Here is a 16,298-nt window from a genome sequence, read left to right on the forward strand (position 1 = left end):
GCAATTCGGTCTGACGCATGACTACTTCTCCATATGCCATTTGGCGATATACGGAGTGTAATCATGTTTCGTTATTTACATGTCACGGTACTAGGGTATCGCGCCCTTTGCCTCAAAACCGTCACGCAGTGTTCGCTTGAGTACCTTTCCGATTGCGCTTCGCGGCAATTCATCCAAGAACTGCAAGCTGCAAATGCGCTGGGTCTTGCCTAACTGGCAGTTGCTCCATTCGAGCAGTTCTTCTGTCGTTACCGCTTGGCCCGGCTTGAGCACCACAAATGCGGCCGGAGTCTCACCCCACTGCTTTGAGGGCACACCTACCACTGCGGCTTCAAGCACTGACGAGTGTCGCCGCAATACGTCTTCAAGGTCACTCGGGTAAACGTTGAATCCTCCCGATATCAGCATGTCTTTCTTACGATCAAAAAGAGTTAGAAAACCATCGGCGTCGAAGCGGCCAATGTCGCCAGTTCGGATGAATCTCTTGCCATGTGGATCAAACCATTCGGCCTCGCGGGTTTTCTCGGGCTGACCGTGGTATCCGATCATCATGCCGCCCGAGTGGCCGACCACTTCGCCAGCCTCGCCGACACCCACCTCCATGCCGTCATCGTCAATCAGTCGAATGTCGTGACCCTCTGCCGCGCGCCCCACGGTATGTAACTTTTCGGGGTGGGCATGGGCGTCCAGGATGCAGGTGCCACCGCCTTCGGTCATGCCGTAGAACTCAACCAGGCCACCCGGCCAGCGTTTCAAAACATCCGCCTTGACGGCTGCATCGAATGGAGCGCTAGTAGAAAATTTAACTTGATAGCTGGACAAGTCAAAACGATCAAATTCCGGGTGTGCCATCAGTCGCTGGTACTGCACCGGCACCAACATGGTGTGGGTAATCCGATGAATTTTGGCTAGTACCAAGTAACCCAAAGCGTCGAACTTAGGCATCAGTATCACCGTACCGCCAAAGCTGAGTGTTGGGAAAAAAACAACCAGCGTTGTATTGGAGTACAGAGGGGTCGACAGGAGCGTAACGGTCTTGGTGTCGTAGTGATAGGCTGCACCACGTCGCACATGGGTCCAGCGCATGCCGTGCGACTGCACGATGCCTTTGGGTTCGCCTGTGGTTCCAGAGGAATAAATGATATTGAACGGCCAGTCCGCTTCAACCGCCACTGACACTGGTTGTTGACCGGGTTCGGCCAGCCAATTTTCTAGCGATCGTTCGGATGTTTGATTGTCCAAGGCGATGCGCGCGACCCCATGAACGTGCGCTTGGCCCAGCACCACGCCGCCGGGGCCATCGACAAAGATAAGTCTGGCATCAGCGTCTTTAACCATACGCCGCAAACTGGTGGAGCCCGACCCTGGCGCCAGCGGCGCAACTACCACTCCCGCTCGCAAGGCCCCCAAAAAAACCGCAGCGTATTCGATGGACATGTCGGCACAGATGGCGATTGCGTGGCCTGGCAGAAAGCCATCGCGCTGTAGGGCGCAGGCAGTGCGGTCCACCAAGCTGTCAAGCGCCTCATAGTCCAGATGACGCTCGCCTTGGACCAACGCCCATTGTTGAGGTAAGCGCAGTCCGTGCTGTCGAATCAAATCGGTGATCGTGCCAAATTCAGTGTCAGTAAGATCAGTCATGGAAAAATGCTTGTTAAATGATCGCCAAAATCGAAGTTGGATTTTGCAGACGGGGTGTCGCACAGTTCACGGCTTAGCGCCTGCTAATGACGCCCCATATTCACTTCCACGTTATGCACTAGCTCTACCAAGCGTGGTCCGAGATCATTCATCAACGCCTCACGCGGCAATAAAAAGGCCGGGCCGCCGCAATTGAAAGCCATCATCTCTTCGCCGTCCGGGTCGATCAATGGCACACCCACTGCATTTATATTGGCTTCCCAATCGCCAACAGTGACGCAGAAACCATGGTCTTGGTAGTCCTTGAATCCCTGTTCCAAACTGGCCTTGATTTGCGGCCACTTTTCTTCATTCTCCAAACGGATGTGATCCATCAGGAAATCACGCTCGGTCTGCGACAGCGCGCACAAAAGGGCCTTGCCCATCGCGGTCGTGGCGATGGGGATGCGCGAGCCGACATCTCGCCGAAGCGTTACAGCCGAACTGCTTCGGCAGGTTTCGATATACACCATGTTGAGGCGGTCGCGCAGGCCAATTGCGACGCTGGCCTGGGAATGCTCAGCAAGCTCCCTCATCGCGGGACGAGCCAGCTTGCGAACATCGAGATTCGACAGCAAGGAGTTGCCGAGGGAAAGCACCCCCGAACCAAGGTGATATTGCCCTCGCTCGTTTGAAAAACCGAGGTATCCGAGTTTGGTTAGCGTATAGGTCAGCCGCGTAATTGTTGGTTTCGGCATTCCGGTCCGCTTTGCCAACTCCGTGTTGCTCAGGTACTTCTCGCCCGGGAGAAAACAACGCAGTATCTCCAGTCCTCGCGCCAAAGCGTTCACGAATTGCCGATCTTTGATTACCGCGTCATCGCTAAACGTCTGAATTTGAGCTTTCATGTATCGACTCCATTAATTTGCGTTTCAGCCACTCGCGCACTCAGGCAAATTGGACCCACGCTCGCCTACTAAATTCTTAATTGTAGATTCATCTTCGGAATAAATGTTCGCAGAGCGAAACAAATGAACAAGCCCAGTCAACCGTCTACCAAAGGGCATACCGGCTGTGTAACCCAAGCTTCCAACGGTTTGCCGAAATCAACAAGGTCATCGAAAAGGGTCAACCCTCTGATTCGTCCCGCTTACAAAGCAAGTTCCGGCAAGGCGCCCCCCTGTTTTTGACCAGTGACCAGTGTGAGTTTCGAGAAACAGGATGCGCAGCCTAGCGCTATCGAGTTGCATAGGCTGTTGAATTGATGCAGATCTAACCTGAAGACACATTGGAGACAGTAGCAGGCAGCAATTTTCCCCCCGTCGACAAAAAACAAGGTATCGTCACTCCAAACATGACTTGCGAACATATATTTCGCTATGCGAACCAATGTTGATTTGGAGACATCTGATATGAGCCAAGACCCGTCCACCGAAGTCGTCGCCCGCGAACTGCGCGGCAACATTCTTCTCGTCATGATCAATAACCCGCCGGTCAACGCGCTGGGTGTGGCCGTACGGTGCGGCATCGTGGCGGCGATTGATGCCGCCGATGCGGACCCCGCCGTCCAAGCGGTGCTCATCATCGGGACAGGACGCAACTTCATCGCAGGCGCAGATATCCGTGAGTTCGGTAAGCCGCCAGTGTCGCCGTCGCTGCCCGATGTTTGCAACCGGATCGAAGCCTGCAGCAAACCCGTGGTGGCAGCGATCCATGGCGCGGCGCTGGGCGGTGGACTGGAGATCGCGCTCGCGGCCCACTACCGTTTGGCGGCGACTGATGTCAAGCTCGGACTGCCCGAGGTTTTGCTCGGCTTGATGCCTGGTGCTGGCGGCACACAACGCACCCCACGTTTGATCGGTGCAAAAGCTGCTTTGGATCTGATGCTCAGCGGCGGTCACATGGGGGCCGAAGAAGCGCACGCGCTCGGTTTGGTTGACCGACTGGGGCCCAGCAATGACATCCTCGCCGATGGATTGGCGTACGCGCAGGAATTGCTGGCTACGCACACCCCGGTGCGCCGCACGCGCGATGCTCAGGCGCTTTCCGACCAGCAGGCGAACCGTGCCAGCATCGAGGCCGTGCGCGCTGAAACAGGCAAGAAGTCACGCGGCCTGTTCTCACCGCTGAAAATTGTCGAGGCGGTTGAGGCCGCACTCGACAAGTCTTTCGACGAAGGCCTGCGCATTGAGCGCGAACTGTTCTTGCAATGCCTGGACAGTGCGCAGCGCGCCGGATTGATCCACGCCTTCTTTGCCGAGCGTGAAGTGCTCAAAGCACCCGAGACTCGCAACACGAAGCCGCGTGCCATCGCGCATGTCGGCCTGGTCGGCGGTGGCACGATGGGCGCCGGCATCGCGGTGGCGGTGCTCGATGCGGGCCTATCGGTCACCATGATCGAGTGTGACGAAGCTGCGCTGGCACGCGGGCGTGCCCATATCGAAAAGGTCTACAACGGCCTGGTCGCCAAGGGTCGCATGACAATTGCTGTCAAGGCCGCCAACATGGCGCGCTTCGTCGGTAGCACCTCGTATGACGCACTCGCACCAGCAGATATCGTGATCGAGGCGGTGTTCGAGGACATGGCGGTCAAGCAGGCTGTTTTCGCGGAACTCGACCGCGTGTGTAAACCTGGTGCGGTGCTGGCCACCAACACGTCCTATCTCGACATCGATGCCATCGCCGCCAGCATTTCACGCCCAGCGGAGGTCGTGGGTCTGCATTTCTTCTCGCCTGCCAATATCATGAAGTTGCTCGAGATTGTGGTCCCGGCCAAGGTCTCGGCGGACGTCGTGGCTACCGCGTTTGAACTTGCGAAAAAGCTGCACAAGGTGCCGGTGCGGGCCGGTGTGTGCGATGGCTTTATCGGTAACCGGATCCTCGCGGCCTATCGCATGGCGGCCGACTACATGATGGAAGACGGCGCCTCGCCCTACCAGATCGACCAGGCCGTGCGTAACTTCGGTTACCCGATGGGGCCGTTCCAGGTGTCTGACCTGGCCGGCGGTGACATTGGCTGGGCCACTCGAAAACGCAAGGCCGCCACACGCGATCCGCGGGCACGTTACGTGCAAATTGCCGACCGCATCTGCGAGCGTGGCTGGTTCGGCCAAAAGACTGGCCGCGGCTACTACCTGTACCCCGAAGGCGCGCGCACCGGAACGCCCGACCCCGAGATCGAGGCCATCATCGATGCCGAGCGCGCGCGGGCCGGCATCACGCCGCGCAGCTTCACCGACGAAGAGATCATGCGCCGCTACATGGCTGCGATGATCAACGAAGGCGCCAACGTCGTGCACCAGCGCATCGCGCTGCGCCCGCTCGACGTGGACGTGACCTTTCTGTATGGCTACGGCTTTCCGCGCCATCGCGGCGGCCCGATGAAGTATGCCGACACGGTGGGTCTGCCCAATGTGCTGGCCGACATCCGCGAATTTGCCAAAGAAGACCCGTTGTTTTGGCAGCCCTCACCGTTGCTGGTCGAACTGGTCGAGCACGGCGCCAATTTCGACAGTCTTAATAAATCCGAATAACCACGTTTCAGGAACACATCATGCGCGAAGCCGTCATCGTTTCTACCGCCCGCACGCCGCTGACCAAGGCGCACCGGGGCGAATTCAATATCACGCCTGGCGCCACGCTCGCAGCCTTCGCGGTGCGCGCCGCGGTGGAGCGCGCCGGCATCGACCCCGCGCTGATCGAGGACGCGATCCTCGGCTGCGGGTATCCGGAAGGCACGACCGGCCGCAACGTGGCGCGTCAGGCCATCGTCCGCGCAGGTCTGCCGATCACGATTGCTGGTGCCACAGTGAGCCGCTTCTGTGCCTCTGGGCTGCAGGCCATCGCGATGGCGGCGGGACGCATCATCGTCGAGGGTGCACCGGCCATGATTGCAGGCGGCGTAGAAAGTATTTCGCAGATCCGCACCAGGCAGGATGGCGATAGCGGCATCAACCCCTGGATCGTCATACACAAGCCCGAGTTGTACCTGACGATGATCGAAACCGCCGACATTGTTGCCGCACGCTATGGCATCGGACGCGAGGCGCAGGATCGCTTCTCTGCGGAGAGCCAGCGCAAGACCGAAGAGGCGCAACTTGCCGGCCGCTACCGAGCGGAAATCGTTTCGTGCACGACCGAGATGGCTGTGACCGACAAAGAAACCAAAGTCGTGACCCATAGAGAAGTGACGGTGGACGCCGATACATGCAATCGGCGCGGGACCACGTACGAAGGCTTGGCCAAGTTGGCGCCGGTGAATGGCCCGGACAAGTTCGTCACCGCGGGCAATTCCTCGCAACTGTCCGACGGCGCCTCTGCCTGCGTGATGATGGAGGCCAAGGAAGCAGAGCGCGCAAATCTCGAGCCGCTTGGCTGCTTTCGAGGCCTCGCACTTGCTGGTTGCGAGCCCGACGAAATGGGCATCGGCCCGGTGTTCGCCGTACCAAAATTGCTGGCGCGTCACGGCCTGAAGGTTGACGATATTGGTCTGTGGGAACTCAACGAGGCATTCGCTTCGCAGTCGATCTATTGCCAACAGCGACTCGGCATCCCTGATGAGCGGCTTAACGTCAATGGAGGTGCGATCTCCATAGGACATCCATTCGGCATGACAGGTGCACGCCTTACAGGCCACCTGTTGATTGAAGGTAAACGGCGCGGCGCGAAATATGGCGTCGTCACCATGTGCATTGCCGGTGGCATGGGCGCCGCGGGTCTTTTCGAAATATATTGAGGAGCTTTGACATGGACTTAAATTTCACTACGGAAGAAGAGAGATTTCGCAGCGAGGTGCGCGTCTTCCTGACCGACAAACTACCGGCGCGTCTGTCAGGCAAGGTCGCTAATGGCAAGCACCTCTCCAAGGATGATATGCAGGAATGGCATGGCATTCTCAACGCGCGCGGTTGGCTCGCTAACCATTGGCCCGAGCAGTACGGCGGACCGGGCTGGAGCGCGGTCGAGAAATTTATCTTCGAGCACGAGTGCTGCCTCGCCAGCGCGCCGCGCATTGTTCCTTTCGGTGTCAACATGCTGGGGCCCGTCCTGATCAAGTTTGGCAACGAGACGCAGAAACGTCACTGGCTACCACGGATTCTCGACGGCTCCGACTGGTGGTGCCAGGGTTACTCGGAAACTGGCGCGGGCTCCGACCTTGCGGCCGTCAACACCACCGCCGTGCGCGGCCAAGATGCGCAGGGTGATCACTTTATTGTTAACGGCCAGAAGGCCTGGACCACGCTAGGCCAGCACGCCAACATGATCTTCTGCCTGGTTCGCACCAATCGCGAGGCCAAGAAACAGGAGGGCATCAGCTTTCTGTTGATTGACATGACGACACCCGGCGTTGAGGTGCGTCCTGTCATCACCCTCGACGGTGTGCACGAAGTTAATGAGGTATTTTTCACCGACGTGCGCGTGCCGGTCGAAAACCTGGTCGGCGAGGAAAACAGGGGCTGGACCTGCGCCAAATACCTGTTGACCTACGAACGCACCAACATCGCTGGCGTGGGTCTCTCAGTCGCGGCGCTTGAGCGACTCAAGCGTATCGCTGCACAGCAGATGCGCAACGGCCGGCCTTTAGCAGAGGATCCGTCGTTTGCAGCCCGTATGGCGCGCGTCGAGATCGATCTTGAGAATATGAAGACCACCAACCTGCGCATGATCGCGGCTGTCGTTGGTGGTGGCGTGCCAGGAGCCGAAAGCTCGATGCTGAAGATACGCGGCACGCAGATCCGACAGGAGATCTCGTCGCTGAACCGGCGCGCCATGGGGCCCTATGCGCGACCTTTTATCACCGAGTCGCTGGAAGACGATTACACCGGTATGCAAGTCGGCCCTGAGGCTGCCGCCAGCGCGGCGGCGCTCTACTTCAATAACCGCAAGCTGTCGATCTTCGGCGGCTCCAATGAAATCCAGAAGAACATCATCTCCAAGATGATTCTTGGACTGTGAGGGCACGAACATGAACTTCGAACACACGGAAGAACGGCGCATGCTGGCCGACAGCCTGAACCGCTTTATCGCCGAGCAGTACAGCTTCGAAAAGCGGGATCGCATTGCCCAATCGGCTCATGGCTTCAGCCCCGAGATATGGCAGCAGTTCGCCGAACTGGGCGTGATCGGTGCATTGTTTCGGGAGACCGATGGCGGCTTCGGTGGTGCCGGTTTCGACATCGCCGTGGTCTTTGAGGCGCTTGGTCGCGGATTGGTGGTCGAACCGATTCTCGGCAGCGCGGTGCTGGCGGGCGAAGCGATCGCTGCTGCGGGCAATGAGGCACAAAAAGCAGTCCTGGCCGACATCATCGGCGGCACCACCATCGCAGCCTTCGCGCATGACGAACCCGACTCGCACTATGAGCTGGCCCGGGTTCTGACCCGCGCCGAACGCAGCGTTAATGGCTGGGTCCTGAACGGCGCCAAGGCGGTCGTGTTGCAGGGCGAGCAGGCCGATTTGTTCGTCGTATCAGCCCGAACCGCAGGAGCGACGGACGATGAGGCTGGCATCTCACTGTTCTTAGTTTCGGCGAAAACGCCCGGCTTGGTCGTGTGTGGCTGCCCTTCCATCGATGGTGGCCGCGTCGCTGAACTCAGTTTGAGCGGTGTGTCCCTTGGCGCTGATGCTTTGCTTGGCGTCGAGGGGCGGGGGCACACTACGCTGGAGCGCGCCATCGGCCGTGGTGTGCTGGCGCTGTGTGCCGAGTCGCTCGGTGCGATGGAAGCGGCCAAGGCGGCTACGCTCGACTACCTGCGAACGCGCAAACAGTTTGGCGTCTTCATTGGTAGCTTCCAGGCGCTGCAGCACCGCATGGCGGACTTGCTGCTGGAAATAGAGCAAGCCCGCTCGACCGTGATCAATGCCGCCGCGGCGCTTGATGCGGATCGGCTGACCCGCGAGCGCGCTCTGTCGGCCGCGAAGGTCAGCATCGGGCGAATCGGCGCGCTGGTGGCCGAAGAGAGCATTCAGATGCATGGCGGCATCGGAATGACGTGGGAATTGCCGTTGGCCCACTACGCCAAACGCCTGATCATGATCGATCACCAACTCGGCGACGAGGATCATCATCTACAGCGTTTCATCGCTCTTGGCCAGCAGATGGCAATATGAGCACCGCCGTATTGATTCGACAGGAAGGCGCGGTGCGCATCCTGATCAACAATAACCCGGCCAAGCGCAACGCCATCACGGCAGGACTGTATGCCGAGCTGCCGGCGGCGCTGGCTGAGGCACAGGCAGATGCCGGGGTTCGTGCCATCGTGCTGACCGGCGCTGGTGATTTCTTTTGCTCGGGAGGTGACCTGAACCAGCTTGCCAAGCGCCGCGCGATGGCACCCGCACAGCGGCGTGAGCGGCTGGAAGGCCTGCACGATTTGATCCGTGTGATTCGCAATTGCAGCAAGCCGGTGATTGCCGCCGTTGAAGGTGGTGCGGCGGGTGCCGGGCTGTCGATCGCGCTCGCTTGTGACATGTTGGTGGTGGCGCAGGATGCCTTCTTCTCCGTGACCTACGTCAAAGTCGGTCTGACGCCAGACGGTGGCGTCACCGCATTCCTGTCAGAGTTCGTCTCGCGCCAGATGCTGATGGAAATGTGTCTGACCGGTGACCGTATCACGGGCGAGCGTCTGCACGCGATGGGCGGCGTCAACAGGCTTGTTGAAAAAGGTGCAGCACTGGCTGAGGCCATCGCCCTGGCTGAGCGACTTGCTACTGGTCCGGCGCGAGCAAGCGCGCGAATCAAGAGGCTCTGTGCGAATGCTTTCGGTGCCGATCTGGATGCTCAAATGGAGCTTGAAGCGCAGTTGATGGTCGAGTCGCAAGGTGACGACGAAGCAGCCGAAGGCATTGGCGCTTTCCTGGACAAGCGCACGCCGGATTTCGTCGCGCTGAGCGGTACGACGTACGCGCATTGATTCGGACCACTGCCGCCTGTCGCCGCTGTAAAAAGAACCTTTTGAATCGTTGAAATAGTCATGCCAAACACAAATTCTTCGCTACCGCTTGCGGGTGTGCGAGTTCTCGATCTTTCCCGCATCCTCGCGGGGCCCTGGTGCGCCATGGTGCTGGGCGATCTTGGTGCCGAAGTGATCAAAGTTGAGCACCCAGTGCGAGGCGACGACACGCGCGATTGGGGACTGCGGATTGGTTTGACCGAGACAGCCTATTTCAACAGCGTCAACCGTAACAAGCGATCGATAACGCTTGATCTCCAGACCACCGAAGGGCAGGAGATCGCCAGAGATCTCGCGCGAAAGAGCGACGTCGTAATTCAGAATTTCAAATTTGGCGGAATAGACAAGATGGGCCTCGGCTACGAGCAGTTGAGCGCTCAGCAGCCGGATCTGATCTACTGCTCAATAACTGGGTATGACCGGACTGGCCCGGAAGCCGCACGCCCTGGCTATGATCTCGTGATTCAGGGCGAGGCCGGGCTGATGGCGCTCAATGGTGAGGCTAATCAACCACCGTTGAAGTTCGGCGTTGCCGTGGTCGACATGGTCACCGGTATGTACGCTGCCCAAGCCATTTTGGCAGCACTGTTTGAGCGCGAAAAGACGGGCAAAGGGCGGCACATCGGCATGGCGTTGTTTGATTGCGGCCTGATGATCACGGCTTACTATGGACTAGAAGCGTTGCTTAAAGGTGAAGATCCGCCGCGCTACGGAAATGCGCATCCGTCCATCATGCCCTATGGCGTTTACGACGCGCAAGACGGACCTTTGGTCGTTGCATGCGGCAACAATAGCCAGTTCACGCGTTTTTGCACTGACGTGATTGAGCGCCCCGATCTGGCAGCCGATGAACGCTTCAAGACCAACCTCAACCGCACTGCGAATCGGGAGATACTGGTGCCCGAGATCAAGCGTGAGCTTTTGAGCCGGAAACGCAAGGACTTACTTGATCGCATGACCCTCGCCGGGATACCTTGCGGTGAGGTGGCTGGCTTGCATGAGGCGCTGACTTCGAAGCGAGCGATCGACACGGGGATTGTGACCACACGGCCCCACCCCGATGCGGGCAGCGTGCACGTACTGACACCGCCCTACCGCTTCGACGGTGTGCGCTTGCCAGTCCGGAGCGCGCCGCCGAAATTGGGCGAAGGCACGAAACAGGTTCTGCAGACGCTGCTTGGGATGTCCGATGAAAAGATATCCCAGTTAGAGGCCAGCGGCGTCGTTTGACGTCTCTAGCGGGCGACGTATCACTTTCTTGAAAGGAGCGCAACATGTTCAAACAGTAGACAGAACAGAACAGAACAGAACAAGAAAGAGTGCGGCACCCTGGTTGTAGCGCCCGCCGTACCCTGCAAATGAGTCCTTAGAAGGACCTGAGCGAAATAATTAAATTAACTAGTGAGACGGAAACAATGAAAAACACTTATAGATGCATAGGACTGGCAGCATTGGTAGCATGCGGGCTAGGGCTGTCCGCTGCCCAGGCAGATGAATTATTGGTCGGTGTCGAACTGCCCCTGACCGGCACCTTGGCCCGCGTCGGTGCGGGAATGCATGAAGGAATCATGGTTGCTGCCGACGTCTTCAATAAGACAAACACCAAGCACCAGATAAAAATCATCACCGTCGACAATGAGTCAGCACCCGCCAAGGCTATTGCGGCCGTTGAAAAACTGGCTAGCCAGGGTGTGCTTGCCATTGATGGCGGCTACGGATCCAATAATATTGCGCCAGCATCAGATGCAGCCAACAAGCTCGGCCTGGTCTATGTCACGTCAGGCGGCGTCGATGATAGTCTGGTTAATAGTGGCCGGAAAAATTTCTTTCGAATTAATAATTCGGCTGGTTATCAGAAGGCTATGGTCGGACTCCTAAGCGATTTGAAGGTCAAGTCTGTATCCATTTTGTATTCGACCAAAGAAGCAACTTCTGCTCTTGCACATGATCTCGAGAAAACTTTGAAGCCCAAAGGTGTTACCGTGGTAGCACACGCTTTCGACCCGGCGATTACTGATTTCAAACCTATCATTAACAAGGTCAAATTGCAGGACAAATCAGAAGTCATCGCGATGGTTGGTTACGAAAACGACTACGTCGGTATTCTTCGCGCTGCGCGGGTGCTGAAACCCAATGTCAAAGCGCTGGTCGGCGTGTGGTCATTGGCTACGCCCAAAATGGCAGCGGATTTTCCTGACTTGATGCCTAATGTTTATGGTACCGCTGTGCTACCGTTTCCTGCAGAGTTCAAGACGACCGAGGGCAAATCGTTTAACGAGGCATATCAAAGGATATATAAGAAGGAGCCTGACTATCTCGGCCAGTTTGGTTATGTTCAGTCGATGTTATTGTTCAACGCCATCGCTCGCGCTGCTGACAAAGGAACTTTGAAAAAAGACGGTGTCGCCGAAGAGATGCGTAAGACCGATAGTGAAACGTTGATTGGTCGTGTTCAGTTCAGTAGCAATGGTGACAATTTGAATTTTAGTCATCGCATGGGCCAACATCAGGGCAATAAGATTGTCATAGTCTGGCCCCAAGCAGACGCAACTGGCAAGGCTAATTTCCCAGGAGTGCCCTGGTAAATTTACTTCCAGGAGTGGGGGAGTTAGTACCAGCCATGGCGCCAACTCTTCCGTGCTGCAACAAATCAACGGGATGATGATATGACGGAATTGATACTGCAAGCGCTCTATTCAGGCGTTTTACAGGGTGGATCGTACGCTTTGATTGCACTCGGATTAGCGCTAGTGTTTGGTGCAATGAAAGTGATCAATCTGGCACACGGAGAGCTTGTGCTTTTGTCCGCTTACATTGCCTACTCAGTGGAGTCTGGCTTAGGTTGGAATCCAATTCTTGCCATACCCATCTCGCTGGTCGTGGTGTGTTTGACATCGGTGATGGTCTACTTTTTGGTTGGTCGTATAAAGAAGGATCGGGAGATCAATTCACTGATCCTCACTTACGGCATCGGTGTGATCTTGACCAACGTAATACTGTTGATCTGGAAGGCAGATGTACGATCGACCGGATCCACCTGGATGCAGGAGGCAATGGTTGTGGGCCCGTTCTATAGCATGCGTAGCGAGGTCTTGTTCTTCGCCGTCAGCTTGGTCATGATGGTCGGTCTCTGGTGGTGGCTCTCTCGTAGCTGGTATGGCCGTGCCGTGCGCGCTGTGTCGAGCAATCGTGATGCAGCCAAATTGATGGGCATAGATCCCGGCTACACAGAGCTGGTGTCGTTCGTCGTCGCTGGCATTCTTGCTGCCGTTGCCGGCGTAGCGCTCTACAGCTATGGTGTTGTTAGCCCGGCGTATGGCAGCGTTCTCACGGTCAAGGCCTTCATCATCACTGTACTGGCGGGTATCGGCTCAATACCGGGTGTTCTGATCGGAGCATTGCTACTTGGCGTTGCGGAAGCGTTGACAGTCACTCTGGCAAGCTCGGCGTTACAGGAGCTAGTTGGTATGGGTCTATTTCTTCTCGTTCTGTTCGTTATGCCGAACGGTCTATTCGGTGCAAAAGGGAGAAGAGGATGAATTTTAATAAAGCGATTATCGTCATGCTTTTGGCGGTGTATATCGGCGTGCCGCTAACGTTCGGCAGTGACAGTTACGTGATGAGTCTGGTGATTGCATCCATGGTAATTGGTGGTGTCGCGCTGTCGTGGGCATTGCTGGGCAACCTGGGTGGAATGGTCAGTTTCGGACATGCCGCATTTTTTGGTGTCGGTGCCTATGCGTCTTCCGTCTTGAGCATGAAATTCGGTGTTCCAGTATTGATCTCTATACCACTGGGTGGCATTGGTGCCGTTGTTGCGTCGCTGGCGATGTTTCCGGTGTTGCGTTTAAGAGGTCCATATTTTGCTTTGGCAATTCTGGCTTATGCACATATTTTTCGAATTCTTGCGACCCAGTGGACTTCAGTTACTGGTGGGGCTGGGGGCATATCAAATATACCTCGGTTACCCGAAATCATGGGATACGACCTTAGCAGCAAGACCGGTGGCTATTTGGTGATCCTCACCATTGTTCTGGCGTTTGCCGCGATTTATCAATATATTCGTGGTAGTCATTACGGTCTTGCATTGCGCGCCATGCACGAAAGCGAAGACGCTACCCGCGTTGTCGGAGTCAATAGCACTTTGCTGAAGGGGCTCATGCTACTGGTTTCGGCATTCATGTGCGGTGTGGTCGGTGCCTTTAACGCTCATTACATCAACTTTCTGGAACCGGATTACGCCTTTAGTGGTCTATGGGTGACGATACCAATCGTAGCGGCAATATTTGGTGGATATCGCACGATTACCGGACCAATTGTCGGTGCGGTGGTCGTGTATTTGATTGATCAATTGATCTTTAAAAACATTATCCCATCGGGTCACCAATTGGTGCTAGGCGTACTTCTTGTCGCGATGATCATCTTCAGCCCTGATGGCTTGCTGCCACTGCTGCGCAAGTTGACAAGGAGAACCCATGTTGCAGCTTAAAAATATATCGGTTCGTTTCGGAGGACTGACCGCGTTAGACAATGTGACGCTCGCGGTGGGAACGCAGGACGTGGTTGGTCTGGTGGGTCCGAATGGTGCGGGGAAAACCACATTGTTCAATGCGATCTCGGGCCTAGTGCGTCCGACCAGCGGCCAGATCACCTTTGACGGAGTAGATGTGATTCGGGCGCCGATGTACAAACGAGCTCGCATTGGAATCGGTCGTACATTTCAGGTTCCGCAGCCCATGCATGAACTCACGGTGAGGCAGAATCTGACCGTGGCGCAGCGCTTCGGAACCGGAAAAGTTGATCAGGAGAAGGTCGACGAGATTCTTGAGTTCACCAGTCTTACAGGCAAGTCCGAGCGCAATGCAGCTACCGAACTAGCGCTGACTGAATTAAAAGCACTCGAGGTTGCCAAGGCCTTGGCAACCAACCCAAAATTATTATTGCTTGATGAAGTGTTTGCAGGTCTAGAGACGACAGGCAAACGTCACTTTATGACCATGCTTAAGAATTTGCATGAGAAATTTTCTGTCGGCATCATCATCATTGAGCACGATATTGAGACTATTAGCAACTTGTGCCAGCGGGTGGCCGTGCTTAATTTTGGGGAGCTGATCGCCGAGGGAACACCCGACGAAGTTTTCCGCGATCCGGTTGTCATTAAAAGCTATACAGGAGGCGCAAATGCTTGAAATTTGCAGTGTTCGCGCCGGCTACGGCGCAATCAATGTTTTGTGGGACGTGTCCCTGACTATTGCTCGCGGCCAGTTGACCACGATCATCGGACCCAACGGTGCAGGAAAAACGACATTGTTGCGGGCGATCATGGGCCTGCTTCCATTATCTCAGGGTGAGGTGAAGCTTAACGGGAAAGCCTTGAAGGGCACGCCCACATGGAAGATGGCAGACGTGTCTATGGCAATGATTCCAGAAGGCCGTATGACTTTCCGTGACATGAGCGTCGAGGAAAATTTGATCATGGGTGCTTTCCCAAAGCAGCATCGGGCGCGCGTCAAGGAAAATCTTGACAAGTCTTATCAGATGTTTCCCCGATTGAGTGAGCGACGCAAGCAACTGGCTGGATCACTGTCAGGCGGTGAGGCACAAATGCTGGCAATGGCACGCGGCCTCATGGCTGATCCGCAGCTATTAATTATCGATGAACCGTCACTGGGTCTGGCGCCGGTCTTGGTGAACGAGTTATTTGAGATTCTTGCACGGCTAAAGGCGGGCGGACGGACCATTGTCCTAGTAGAACAAAATACGCATAAAGCTGTCAGTGTGGCGGATCACGTTTACTTAATGCAAAGCGGTAAAGTCCTTCTGTCTCAACCAGCTTCAGAGGTTAGTCTTGACCACTTGCATGATCTATATTTTGCACGGTGACCAAGTGTTGTGAAATAGAGAACTGAGACCGCAAACTCTGTAGAGCCGACTAAAGAACGCATGTGCTTGCCATCATTGGCAAATGAGAGCTTTAGCGAAGGGCAAAATGTTTTGGTGTTCCTGTTCCTGATGTTCATCTTTTCAAAAGTAGAAATATTATGACAATACTTGTAGCCTATGTGCCACGTCCCGAGGGCCAAGCTGCTCTAGACAAAGGCATCGAAATTGCAAAACGTCGCAACGAACGGCTGGTGGTGGTCAACGCCAGCTCTGGTGGGAAGAAAGAAGACCCATCGTTTGCCGAGGCGCATGACTTCGAACGAGTACAAAAAATGTTGGTTGACACTGGTCTCAACGCCGAAATTAAGCAATTTGTTCGAGGAAAAAATGCCGTTGAGGAGATTGAAGCGTTAGTCGAGTCATTGCAGGCATCTGTGCTCATCATCGGGCTGAGAAGACGTTCCCCGGTGGGCAAACTCATCATGGGCAGCGTTGCCCAAGAGCTTCTCCTTTCCGTTTCCTGTCCGGTACTAGCCGTTAAGTTTGTTGGGTGAGTTGAACGTGGCTATCTGTGTTGACGCCGACCGAGAACTGAGCCACTTATAGAGGCTGTGCCGATTCAAAACTGAGCCAGGTGTTTTACTAGCTCTGCCTACTTTTTAGGCAGGAGCAAACAAGGTGATCACCATGGAACTTTTAGGCAAGATTAGGCGCATGCACGGTATGCGTCCGGGCAACACATCTTGAGCACAGGCTGAGCCCCGGCGATAGTGTGCACGATGAAGATCATGCACACCATGGCGAGCGAGGCTCGCCCCAAAGTCCCCAAGCGCCGGTTTTACAGT

At 56.0% G+C, this 16,298-nt stretch carries 14 protein-coding genes; 12 read left to right on the top strand and 2 right to left on the bottom strand.

Annotated features, from left to right (window positions below; all coding sequences use genetic code 11):
• Positions 1–90: 90 nt before the first annotated feature.
• On the bottom strand, positions 91–1,641 hold the full coding sequence (locus GZ093_RS16025) for a class I adenylate-forming enzyme family protein (RefSeq protein ID WP_296487729.1): 1,551 nt from the start codon (positions 1,639–1,641) through the stop codon (positions 91–93).
• 83 nt (positions 1,642–1,724) lie between these two features.
• Positions 1,725–2,528 (bottom strand): IclR family transcriptional regulator, encoded by an 804-nt coding sequence (locus tag GZ093_RS16030; protein WP_296487732.1) that lies wholly within the window; start codon positions 2,526–2,528, stop codon positions 1,725–1,727.
• A gap of 504 nt (positions 2,529–3,032) precedes the next feature.
• On the opposite strand from GZ093_RS16030, the gene GZ093_RS16035 reads away from it, so the two are divergent.
• The 12 genes from GZ093_RS16035 (at position 3,033) to GZ093_RS16090 (ending at position 16,007) form a co-directional block, all read left to right on the top strand.
• A complete protein-coding gene (locus GZ093_RS16035) occupies positions 3,033–5,153 on the top strand; it encodes a 3-hydroxyacyl-CoA dehydrogenase NAD-binding domain-containing protein (RefSeq protein ID WP_296487733.1) in 2,121 nt (706 codons plus the stop codon).
• Between the two features lie 20 nt (positions 5,154–5,173).
• On the top strand, positions 5,174–6,355 hold the full coding sequence (locus GZ093_RS16040; RefSeq protein ID WP_296487737.1) for an acetyl-CoA C-acyltransferase: 1,182 nt from the start codon (positions 5,174–5,176) through the stop codon (positions 6,353–6,355).
• Positions 6,356–6,366: 11 nt separating this feature from the next.
• Positions 6,367–7,575: an acyl-CoA dehydrogenase family protein gene (locus GZ093_RS16045; protein WP_296487739.1), complete on the top strand. Its 1,209-nt coding sequence runs from the start codon at positions 6,367–6,369 to the stop codon at positions 7,573–7,575.
• Positions 7,576–7,585: 10 nt separating this feature from the next.
• Positions 7,586–8,728, top strand: coding sequence for an acyl-CoA dehydrogenase (locus GZ093_RS16050; RefSeq protein WP_296487763.1), 1,143 nt, complete (start codon positions 7,586–7,588; stop codon positions 8,726–8,728).
• On the top strand, positions 8,725–9,531 hold the full coding sequence (locus GZ093_RS16055) for an oxepin-CoA hydrolase, alternative type (RefSeq protein WP_296487742.1): 807 nt from the start codon (positions 8,725–8,727) through the stop codon (positions 9,529–9,531). Before GZ093_RS16050 ends, GZ093_RS16055 begins: the two co-directional genes overlap by 4 nt.
• Before the next feature lie 60 nt (positions 9,532–9,591).
• Positions 9,592–10,800 (top strand): CoA transferase, encoded by a 1,209-nt coding sequence (locus tag GZ093_RS16060; RefSeq protein ID WP_296487746.1) that lies wholly within the window; start codon positions 9,592–9,594, stop codon positions 10,798–10,800.
• Positions 10,801–10,985: 185 nt separating this feature from the next.
• Entirely contained in the window at positions 10,986–12,155 is a 1,170-nt protein-coding gene (locus GZ093_RS16065) for an ABC transporter substrate-binding protein (protein WP_296487750.1), read from the top strand.
• Between the two features lie 81 nt (positions 12,156–12,236).
• Positions 12,237–13,109, top strand: coding sequence for a branched-chain amino acid ABC transporter permease (locus tag GZ093_RS16070; RefSeq protein ID WP_296487753.1), 873 nt, complete (start codon positions 12,237–12,239; stop codon positions 13,107–13,109).
• Positions 13,106–14,059, top strand: coding sequence for a branched-chain amino acid ABC transporter permease (locus tag GZ093_RS16075; protein WP_296487755.1), 954 nt, complete (start codon positions 13,106–13,108; stop codon positions 14,057–14,059). The genes GZ093_RS16070 and GZ093_RS16075 overlap by 4 nt, the downstream gene beginning before the upstream one ends.
• On the top strand, positions 14,046–14,759 hold the full coding sequence (locus GZ093_RS16080) for an ABC transporter ATP-binding protein (protein ID WP_296487757.1): 714 nt from the start codon (positions 14,046–14,048) through the stop codon (positions 14,757–14,759). The genes GZ093_RS16075 and GZ093_RS16080 overlap by 14 nt, the downstream gene beginning before the upstream one ends.
• On the top strand, positions 14,752–15,453 hold the full coding sequence (locus tag GZ093_RS16085; RefSeq protein ID WP_296487760.1) for an ABC transporter ATP-binding protein: 702 nt from the start codon (positions 14,752–14,754) through the stop codon (positions 15,451–15,453). Before GZ093_RS16080 ends, GZ093_RS16085 begins: the two co-directional genes overlap by 8 nt.
• Before the next feature lie 158 nt (positions 15,454–15,611).
• Positions 15,612–16,007, top strand: coding sequence for a universal stress protein (locus GZ093_RS16090; protein ID WP_296487761.1), 396 nt, complete (start codon positions 15,612–15,614; stop codon positions 16,005–16,007).
• Positions 16,008–16,298: the final 291 nt, after the last annotated feature.

Source organism: Rhodoferax sp. (assembly GCF_010365055.1).
GTDB lineage: Bacteria > Pseudomonadota > Gammaproteobacteria > Burkholderiales > Burkholderiaceae_C > Rhodoferax.

Coding starts and splice junctions, on each gene's coding strand:
- GZ093_RS16025 (WP_296487729.1), bottom strand. CDS start 1,641: ATGACTGATCTTACTGACACTGAATTTGGCACGATCACCGATTTGATT.
- GZ093_RS16030 (WP_296487732.1), bottom strand. CDS start 2,528: ATGAAAGCTCAAATTCAGACGTTTAGCGATGACGCGGTAATCAAAGAT.
- GZ093_RS16035 (WP_296487733.1), top strand. CDS start 3,033: ATGAGCCAAGACCCGTCCACCGAAGTCGTCGCCCGCGAACTGCGCGGC.
- GZ093_RS16040 (WP_296487737.1), top strand. CDS start 5,174: ATGCGCGAAGCCGTCATCGTTTCTACCGCCCGCACGCCGCTGACCAAG.
- GZ093_RS16045 (WP_296487739.1), top strand. CDS start 6,367: ATGGACTTAAATTTCACTACGGAAGAAGAGAGATTTCGCAGCGAGGTG.
- GZ093_RS16050 (WP_296487763.1), top strand. CDS start 7,586: ATGAACTTCGAACACACGGAAGAACGGCGCATGCTGGCCGACAGCCTG.
- GZ093_RS16055 (WP_296487742.1), top strand. CDS start 8,725: ATGAGCACCGCCGTATTGATTCGACAGGAAGGCGCGGTGCGCATCCTG.
- GZ093_RS16060 (WP_296487746.1), top strand. CDS start 9,592: ATGCCAAACACAAATTCTTCGCTACCGCTTGCGGGTGTGCGAGTTCTC.
- GZ093_RS16065 (WP_296487750.1), top strand. CDS start 10,986: ATGAAAAACACTTATAGATGCATAGGACTGGCAGCATTGGTAGCATGC.
- GZ093_RS16070 (WP_296487753.1), top strand. CDS start 12,237: ATGACGGAATTGATACTGCAAGCGCTCTATTCAGGCGTTTTACAGGGT.
- GZ093_RS16075 (WP_296487755.1), top strand. CDS start 13,106: ATGAATTTTAATAAAGCGATTATCGTCATGCTTTTGGCGGTGTATATC.
- GZ093_RS16080 (WP_296487757.1), top strand. CDS start 14,046: ATGTTGCAGCTTAAAAATATATCGGTTCGTTTCGGAGGACTGACCGCG.
- GZ093_RS16085 (WP_296487760.1), top strand. CDS start 14,752: ATGCTTGAAATTTGCAGTGTTCGCGCCGGCTACGGCGCAATCAATGTT.
- GZ093_RS16090 (WP_296487761.1), top strand. CDS start 15,612: ATGACAATACTTGTAGCCTATGTGCCACGTCCCGAGGGCCAAGCTGCT.